Here is a 7,721-nt window from a genome sequence, read left to right as displayed (position 1 = left end):
AATATATAAGAGATTGACGAAAAGCTGCCTTATTCTAGTGAATAGCAATGGCATCGATTCAAACAACCGCTAACGGCACGCCAGTTTTAATCCTGAGGGAAGGAAGCAAAGAGAACAAGGGAAGGGAAGCGCAAAGGAACAACATCATGGCGGCAAAGCTTATCGCAGAGATAGTAAAGACGAGCCTGGGCCCGCGCGGCATGGACAAGATGCTGGTGGACAACCTCGGCGATGTGACTATCACCAACGACGGCGCCACCATATTGAAGGAAATTGACGTCCAGCACCCGGCGGCAAAGATGATGGTTGAGGTGGCAAAATCAGTCGACAACGAGGTCGGCGACGGCACGACTTCGTCCGTAGTGTTTGCAGGCGCCCTGCTTGAAAAGGCAGAGGAGCTGATAAACAAGGACGTCCACCCGTCGGTCATCGTTGACGGCTACAACGCGGCTGCAGAGCAGGCGCTGAAACTCTTGCAAAAGATCGCAATAGAGGTCGACGTTTCTGACAAGGACATGCTCATGAAGATAGCGAGGACCAGCATGGATTCCAAGCTGGTGTCAGACGACAGCCCGCACCTTGGCGCAATAGTGGTCGACGCGGCAAGGATGGTCGCCGAGAAGAAAGAAGGCGGCACAAAGGTCGACCTTGACAACATCAAGGTCGAAAAGAAGGCCGGCGGCTCGATGGGCGACACGAAACTCATCAAGGGCATCGTGCTTGACAAGGAAGTCGTGCACGCAGGCATGCCAAGGCGCATAGAGAACGCCAAGATAGCGCTCATCAATGCGGCGCTTGAAATTGAAAAGACAGAGATGAGTGCCGAGATCCGCATCTCGGACCCGCAGCAGATGCAGATGTTCCTTGAAGAAGAGAACAGGATGCTGAAATCCATGGTGGACAAGATAAAGTCGTCGGGCGCGACCGTCGCCCTGTGCCAGAAGGGCATCGACGACATCGCCCAGCACTACCTGGCAAAGGCGGGCGTGCTCGCAGTCAGGCGCGTGAAGGAAAGCGACATGACCAAGATGGCCTTGGCCACCGGCGCGCGCATGGTCAACAACCTTGACGACCTAACCGCAAAGGACCTCGGCTCTGCCCAGCTGGTCGAAGAGCGCAAGGTGGAGACTGACAAGTGGGTGTTCATCGAGGGGTGCAAGAACCCGAAATCAGTCACGATACTCATCCGCGGCGGCTCGCAGCGCGTGGTTGACGAAGCCGATAGATCATTGCATGATGCACTCATGGTCATGAAGGACGTGCTGGAAAAGCCGGCCATCGTGGCAGGTGGAGGCGCCCCGGAGGCATACATTGCAAACGAGCTGCGCCAGTGGTCCTCAAGCCAGGAAGGCAGGGCGCAACTTGCAGTGCAAAAGTTTGCAGACGCCCTTGACTCGATCCCGCTCAATTTGGCAGAGAACGCAGGCATGGACCCGATAGACACGATGACTGAGCTGCGCGCCAAGCAGAGCAAGGGCCAGAAATGGACCGGCGTCGACGCAAGGAACACGCAGGTGGCCGACATGTACAAGCAGAACGTGCTCGAGCCGGCGGCCATCAAGCAGCAGATAATAAAGTCTGCAACCGAGGTTGCATCGATGATCCTAAGGATCGACGACGTCATTGCCGCAAGCAAGTCCAGGATGCCAGCCGGTCCGCCTGGCGGCATGGGCGGCATGGGTGGCATGCCCGGAATGGGCGGCATGGGAATGGAGTAAAATCCTCCCTTTTTCCTTTTTGACAGCAAACGACGATTCTACTGCTGGTTTTATTAGCCGAAAAAGCGCATGTTGCCCATGGATAGCGGCGGCCGGCAATTTACTATTCACCCGTCAATGAGAATAGGCTATGTCAGCCTGAACGTGTCCGACCTTGACAGGTCACTTGCCTTTTACAAATCCATTCTTGGGTTCAAGGAGGTCGGCCGGTTTGACGGCAAGGCGTTTCTTTCAGTCGAGGGGAACTCCTCCCACCTTGTCGAATTATCGCAGGCAAGCGGCAGCCAGCAGTCTAAAAGGGCCGGCCTCTACCACTTTGCCGTCTTACTTCCAGAGAGAAAGCACTTGGCAGACGTGCTTGTGCACCTTGGAGAAAACCGCGACCGGGTCCACTTTGACGGCCTTGCGGACCACCTGGTTTCCGAATCTATCTATATCCGCGATCCCGACTTTAACGGCATCGAGATCTATTGCGACAGGCCAAGATCGGAATGGAAATGGGATGCTGGCCGCGTCCAGATGGCGACAGAGAAGCTGGACACGGAAGACCTAATGAGAGAGGTCACCGGGAGCTGGAAACAGATGCCTGCCGGAACAGTCATCGGCCATATCCACCTGCATGTCCGGGACCTAGAGAGGGCAAGGAGATTCTATTCCGGGGAGCTGGGATTGAGCATTACTACCGTAATGCAGGGCGCAAGTTTTTTCGCCGCAGGCAAGTATCACCACCACATCGCGACAAACACGTGGCTTGGGACTGACATTCAGCCTGCCTTGCATGTGGGTTTGGGGCTGAACCATTTCGGCATAGAACTGCCGGTGAGAGCACTAGAGGATACGAAAGCGCATCTTTTGCAGCAGGGCGTGGCAGTAAAAGAGTCGCCAAGGTCGGCCTTCATTCAGGACAGCGACGGCACAGCTATCCGGCTCTATGCGAGCCCAGCGTGATTTTGACAAAAAACAAATACCGCGCGATTCTACGGCCTCTGATTGATAGAGAAGCTAAAGCAGCTTTACCTTGCCGGCTCCATAGTCGTGATGCCGGACTTTTTCGTTGACAGGATAATACGGCTAGAATCAAAGGAGAAGCTGTTTGGAGCCATTGACGAAAAGGCAAGGGCGGGCGGCGGGAGCGTCAGGGGCTTTCCGACGTCGGACATCAAGGGCGGCAACGCCGTCAACGTGGCGTACGCGCTGGCAAGGCTGGGCGCCAGGGTCACGTTATTCACGGTGGCAGACGACGTCGGCTCGGCGATGCTCAGGCAGGCGTTTGCCCAGTTTGGCGACAGGGTGGCTCTCAGGATAGCGGCAGGCAGGCAGGGCTGCACGACTGCGTTTGAGTTCCCTAACGGAGAGAGCAGGGCAAACGTCATGGTAAGCGACATCGGCGACAATGAGTGCTTTGGGCCCGACAGGCTGAATTCGCAGGACGACCTTGCGATACTGAAAAAGGCCGACGCCGTGATGGTCGTCAACTGGGCCAGCAACTTGAAGGGGACAGAGCTTGCCGACCACGCGTTCAAGAGCTCGCCTTCCGCCCTGCATTTCATCGACCCCGCCGACATATCCACAAGGAGCCAGGAATTCCGCGACGCGCTATTCAAGCTGGCAGGCGTGACTGACTGCCTCAGCATCAACGAAAACGAGTGCGACCTACTGGCAGGGGCCCTCGGGCTCGACGCGCTGCTCGGCCCAGATTACGGGCCGGATCAGGTAAAGGCGGCGGCAAGAAAAATATCTGAAAGCGTCGGCATAACCACCGACCTGCACACCCGGGCCGGCTCGGCGTGGTCAAACGGCAAGGAAGTAGAGTTTGCGCACGCCATCAAGGTGGAGCCCAGGATACTGACCGGCGCCGGCGACGTGTGGGACGCCGCGGACATTGTAGGCTATATCGCGGGGCTGGATCCGAAGGAGCGGCTGCTGTTTGCAAACGCCGCGTCCTCGCTGTTCATCAGGGAGCCAACAGGGGAGCCGCCGGCAATGAACAAGGTCTTTGAGCTGCTAGAGAGGGTGCGCTAAGCCGCGGGCAGCTACCCGGTCAGTGCAAGACAGGCATGGCAGCAAAGTAGTTTAAGCGAGAAGCGCCAGACTCGGGCAATGATAGAAGCAGACGACGCGGCCAAGGTCGCCGACGCACTGGGTAGGAACCTAGCAGGCGTGGCGATCAACAAATCAAACTTTGAAAAGCTGCCTGACACGTTCTGGGGCTATTATGCGAGGGGCCACGACGGCAAGGGCGCGTTTGCCGTAATTGTCACGTACTCGGAGAAGGCGCAAGACGTCGACGAACTGGTAAAGATGTATGAACAGTGGGTGGCAAAGGCTAAGTCACCTGTTCGATGACCCAGTCGCGGAATTTCGCCACAGCAAAATCCTCCGACTTTTTGACAAACGCTGGGTCCTTGACGCGCCACTGGTCCTGCGGGATGCCGTCGAAAAATTCCTGCATGCACAGTATGAACCGGAAGCGCAGGTTGCGCGGGTTTTCCTCTATGCCGTACCTGTAGAGGATGTTGGCTATCTCTGCAAAGGCCATGTCATAGTTGCGCTTGAAGGGCTCTATCGCAAACGTCGCCTGCAGCACGGCGGAAATGGCGTCAAGGTCGCCCCTCAGGCTCATTTGAGCGCGGCCAGCTTTTTCGAGTAGACTGTCTCGATGTTTGCGCTTACGTCAAGGTTGTATTTTGACGCGAGGAACTGCAACAACGCTATCGACTCGGTGATCTCTAGTTTCGCATGCTCGGTGTTGCTCTTTTCCATGGCATAGGCGATCTCGCCCACTTCCCTCACCAGGTGGATGAACGCGGCCTGGGCGTTGTCGCCAAATTTCTTGTTGTAATATTCCACTGCAATGCTCATGCGCGTCCATGCTCTTTTTCGGTATTTAATTTCGACTCTTGCACGACATTGAATCGGCTGCAGGATTGCCTCATCAAACGTTCGGGTGCGTCTCTTCCTGCCAGCATTGCAGGCAGTAATCTCCCGTTACCTGGAATATCTCTGCCTCCTCCCCGGCGCAGAATTCACAAAACGAAAGGTCCTTTTCTGTCATGGTTAAACTATCTCCGGAATTATATTAACGGTTGTTCACCAAAGTCACGTAACTTGGTTACCCGCAGAATCCATCTTGCGCCATACAGTATATAGCGAGTTTTCGCCAATGACTTGCATGCGGAAGGACTTTCTCGGCCTCATTGCGGTGGTTGCGGCGTTTGTGGTTGGCGGGACCATTTTGATGCAGTCCAAGATACTGCCGGAGGAGCGCGCGCAGGACTTTCGCACGCTTGAAAACATCTCGCTCCAGTCGCAGATACAGGTGATACAGGAGCCGACCGCTAGCGACAACACGTACATCTATGCAATCAATAAAGTCGCCAGAGAGTCGTGGGAGATAGCAAAGCAGGACGCCAGGGTCCAGGCCATACTCGACGGTTCAAACGGCAAGGCGCTCACGATAGCGGCCGTGCAGCCGTCGGCGTTTGTGAGCCCGGACGGCAAGGTGACCCACAGCGGCCTCGGGCAGGTCATCATCACGGCAAACTGGCAGGCAGTAGACGGCAAGCAATATGCCAGCGCCAAGAGCTTCTCGTCGCTTGACGGCAGGCAGGGCCAGTCGCGACAGCAGATATGGAACGTGGCTGTCGACATTGACCGGGATAAAGTCATCAGCATCCAGGGCGAGCAGGAGCGCGTCATGACAGAGACGCTGCGCGCCAACGTCGTGTACGGCGGCATGAACATATACATGCCCGACGCGGCCGTCGCCAAGGCAGGCTCGAGCGTCAGGTGGGTGAACGAGTCAAACGTCCCCCACAACGTCGTCGGCACATACAAGACAGAAGCGGGCGAGGAAAAGATAGACAGCGGGTTTTTCAGGGCCAACGAGGACTGGGAGCACACTTTTTCAGAAAAAGGCACGTTTGACTACCACTGCACCATCCACTCAGAAGAGGGGATGAAGGGCAGGCTAGTCATTTCCTGATTTTTTGTCCTCGTCGTCAAAGTCCAGCTTTTCGTCTATTTTCCGCTGAAGCTCCTTGTATGCCTCGTATTTTGCAGTCCACTTGTTCAGTATCAGCCACTGCCTTACGCCTATGACTATCCACGCAATCACGACGCCGGCTACTATGGCACCCGCTATCGGGCTGCCGCCAGGCGGGCCGGACCTGTCAAACGGTGGCCCGTCGTCGCCGGACTGGAACGTGTCCCCAATCAATATGTTGGCGACGATGTGCGTCACAGGCACGACTATGATGATTGAGACTATCATCAGGATGAACATCTTCTTTGTCCTGTTCAGCTGCCGGACTATCTCGTCCATTATCTTGAAGATGCTCTCTGAAGGCCTGTCCTTGCTCGCGTCTGCCACCATCTAGGTTTCTCTCCAGCCCGTTATAAGAAAAGCAGTAACTATGTTACCTGTAGCCATCAGGATTTTTCTGCCTCTTTTCTTGGAAACAACAACTCGTACGGCTCCAGTATTTCCCGAAATATCGCCCTGCCCTTCTCCGAGACCTTGTACTTGATTATCGTCTTGTTGCCCCACGCTTCTTCAAACCTCACTATCATTTCCTTTGCGACCATGTCGTCGATTATCTCCTTGTGCTTGACGTTGTTCAGCCCGCAGTAGCTCATGAGCTTGCTCTGGTTGAGCTCGCCGTATTCATACAGCTTTAGCATGATGTCCTTTCTGATGTATATCCTGTCGCGATATTCGTGCACCAAGTTAACCAGGTTTCCCTGCCGCGGGTCCGGTTGTGTTAAGGGGATGAATGAGACGCGGCATGCCTATCACTAGATTGTTGCTCCCCTTAAAATGACTTTGCGGCAGTAGATTAAGGGTGCGGGAACAAAGTTACGTGACTTTGGTGGACAAGCGTTAATATAATTACTGTCGACATCTGTGCATGGCAAATTCAAAACTCGTATTAGCGACTGGGCTGGCCGCGGCAACGCTTGTCCTGGTCCTGGTTTTTGGGATAGGCGGCCCGGCGGTAATAGGGAATGTAGCAAATGCGACCGTGATCATCATAATCGCTATTGCGCTGGCGGCAGCAGCATTTGTTGTATCATGGAAGCAAAAATCGTTTTCAGTGGCGGGATTGCTGGCCGCAAGTGGCATCATCTTCATGGTACCTCCTGTGACGGCATTGGGAGACTTTTCTGTCATCGTCTTCCCGGGTCCCATCATCGGAGTCATATTCGGGCTAGTCATATTCGGGCTTGGCGTGGCAAAGGGCATAATGAGCGCGATGGCGTCAACGCCGCGGGCAACAACGGTCAGGTGATTTTTTCGTGGTCACCATAAGCGCCAGCCGTGCAGTGCCTGCACCTCTCAACAGGGTGTGGGAGATCGTTGCAGACGTGGACAACGAGCCCAGGCACTGGCGGGGCCTCAGCTCTGTCAGGAACATCAGCAGAAACGGCAACGTGATTGAAAGGGAGGTCACAGTCGGCGCCATGAACTTTCGCAGCCTGCAGACCGTGGTGCTGAACCCAAAAAAGTCGGTCGAGACTACCATGACAGAGGGCGTGATGACTGGCAGCAGGACCATCACCCTTAGCCCGCTTGAAGGCGGCAGGACCAAGGTTGACGTTTCGTGGGACATAGAGATGCCAGGAATACCTCTCTTGTTCAAGAGCAACGTAAAAAACGGCATCGTAAAAGGGACCGAGGGGGCGCTTGACAGCATTGTCAGAACAGTCCAGTAGCGTCGCAGGGCAGCTCCGCAAGTACGGAATAGTCGGCCTTGCCGTCCACCTTGCAGGGTTTACGCTCGGGGTCCTCAGCATAGCGTCAGTTTTGGGCGGGGTCATCGACTTTGAATCCGGCATCGCGGTGCTGACTCCTTTTGCAGACATGCTGTACGGCCTTGGCCTCGTCATTGCAGTCGCAGTCGCAGCCAGCGCAGGCGTCCCGATGAAGTACCTGCTTGTAGCAGGGGCGGTAATTGGAGTAGGCCTCTTTTACAAGTCAGCACCCCATGAGTTCCACATAGC

Annotated in this window: 12 protein-coding genes; 8 read left to right on the top strand and 4 right to left on the bottom strand. The window is 55.4% G+C overall.

The genetic code is table 11. The annotated features are described in order from the left end of the window. The first annotated feature begins 47 nt into the window (after positions 1-47). The 4 genes from thsB to ACREAY_RS08195 all read left to right on the top strand — a co-directional run bounded on the left by thsB (position 48) and on the right by ACREAY_RS08195 (position 4,064). Complete coding sequence (thsB, locus tag ACREAY_RS08210; protein WP_431755285.1) at positions 48-1,718, top strand: thermosome subunit beta; 1,671 nt, start codon at positions 48-50, stop codon at positions 1,716-1,718. Between the two features lie 78 nt (positions 1,719-1,796). Next, positions 1,797-2,666 (top strand): VOC family protein, encoded by an 870-nt coding sequence (locus ACREAY_RS08205; RefSeq protein ID WP_431755284.1) that lies wholly within the window; start codon positions 1,797-1,799, stop codon positions 2,664-2,666. A 42-nt stretch (positions 2,667-2,708) separates the two neighbouring features. Beyond that, positions 2,709-3,740 (top strand): carbohydrate kinase family protein, encoded by a 1,032-nt coding sequence (locus ACREAY_RS08200; RefSeq protein WP_431755283.1) that lies wholly within the window; start codon positions 2,709-2,711, stop codon positions 3,738-3,740. A gap of 78 nt (positions 3,741-3,818) precedes the next feature. Then, on the top strand, positions 3,819-4,064 hold the full coding sequence (locus tag ACREAY_RS08195; protein ID WP_431755282.1) for a hypothetical protein: 246 nt from the start codon (positions 3,819-3,821) through the stop codon (positions 4,062-4,064). On the opposite strand, the gene ACREAY_RS08190 is transcribed toward ACREAY_RS08195, so the two are convergent. Then, entirely contained in the window at positions 4,045-4,341 is a 297-nt protein-coding gene (locus ACREAY_RS08190) for a hypothetical protein (RefSeq protein ID WP_431755281.1), read from the bottom strand. The genes ACREAY_RS08195 and ACREAY_RS08190 overlap by 20 nt on opposite strands. Next, a complete protein-coding gene (locus ACREAY_RS08185; RefSeq protein WP_431755280.1) occupies positions 4,338-4,580 on the bottom strand; it encodes a hypothetical protein in 243 nt (80 codons plus the stop codon). The genes ACREAY_RS08190 and ACREAY_RS08185 overlap by 4 nt, the downstream gene beginning before the upstream one ends. Positions 4,581-4,890: 310 nt before the next feature. Between ACREAY_RS08185 and ACREAY_RS08180 the strand changes: the two genes are divergently transcribed. Continuing rightward, complete coding sequence (locus tag ACREAY_RS08180) at positions 4,891-5,703, top strand: cupredoxin domain-containing protein (protein WP_431755279.1); 813 nt, start codon at positions 4,891-4,893, stop codon at positions 5,701-5,703. Here the strand turns inward: ACREAY_RS08180 and ACREAY_RS08175 are convergent. Both ACREAY_RS08175 and ACREAY_RS08170 read right to left on the bottom strand, forming a co-directional pair. Then, positions 5,689-6,090 carry a hypothetical protein gene (locus ACREAY_RS08175; RefSeq protein ID WP_431755278.1) on the bottom strand — a complete coding sequence of 134 codons (402 nt, stop codon included), beginning with the start codon at positions 6,088-6,090 and terminating at the stop codon, positions 5,689-5,691. The two genes, ACREAY_RS08180 and ACREAY_RS08175, sit on opposite strands and share 15 nt — an antisense overlap. A gap of 59 nt (positions 6,091-6,149) precedes the next feature. Then, positions 6,150-6,443, bottom strand: a complete 294-nt coding sequence (locus ACREAY_RS08170; RefSeq protein WP_431755286.1) for a winged helix-turn-helix domain-containing protein — start codon at positions 6,441-6,443, stop codon at positions 6,150-6,152. Positions 6,444-6,628: 185 nt separating this feature from the next. Here ACREAY_RS08170 and ACREAY_RS08165 point away from each other — a divergent pair, with 185 nt between their 5' ends. The 3 genes from ACREAY_RS08165 to ACREAY_RS08155 all read left to right on the top strand — a co-directional run. Next, a complete protein-coding gene (locus ACREAY_RS08165; RefSeq protein ID WP_431755277.1) occupies positions 6,629-7,009 on the top strand; it encodes a hypothetical protein in 381 nt (126 codons plus the stop codon). 7 nt (positions 7,010-7,016) lie between these two features. Beyond that, on the top strand, positions 7,017-7,433 hold the full coding sequence (locus tag ACREAY_RS08160) for a type II toxin-antitoxin system RatA family toxin (protein ID WP_431755276.1): 417 nt from the start codon (positions 7,017-7,019) through the stop codon (positions 7,431-7,433). Then, positions 7,414-7,721: hypothetical protein (locus ACREAY_RS08155; RefSeq protein ID WP_431755275.1), on the top strand; the 308-nt coding region annotated here is incomplete at its 3' end. The genes ACREAY_RS08160 and ACREAY_RS08155, both read left to right, overlap by 20 nt.

It is taken from the genome of Nitrososphaera sp., from assembly GCF_050748925.1.
Taxonomy (GTDB): domain Archaea; phylum Thermoproteota; class Nitrososphaeria; order Nitrososphaerales; family Nitrososphaeraceae; genus Nitrososphaera.
Note: the sequence above shows the minus strand (reverse complement) of the source record. Positions and strands in the feature narration are given on the sequence as shown.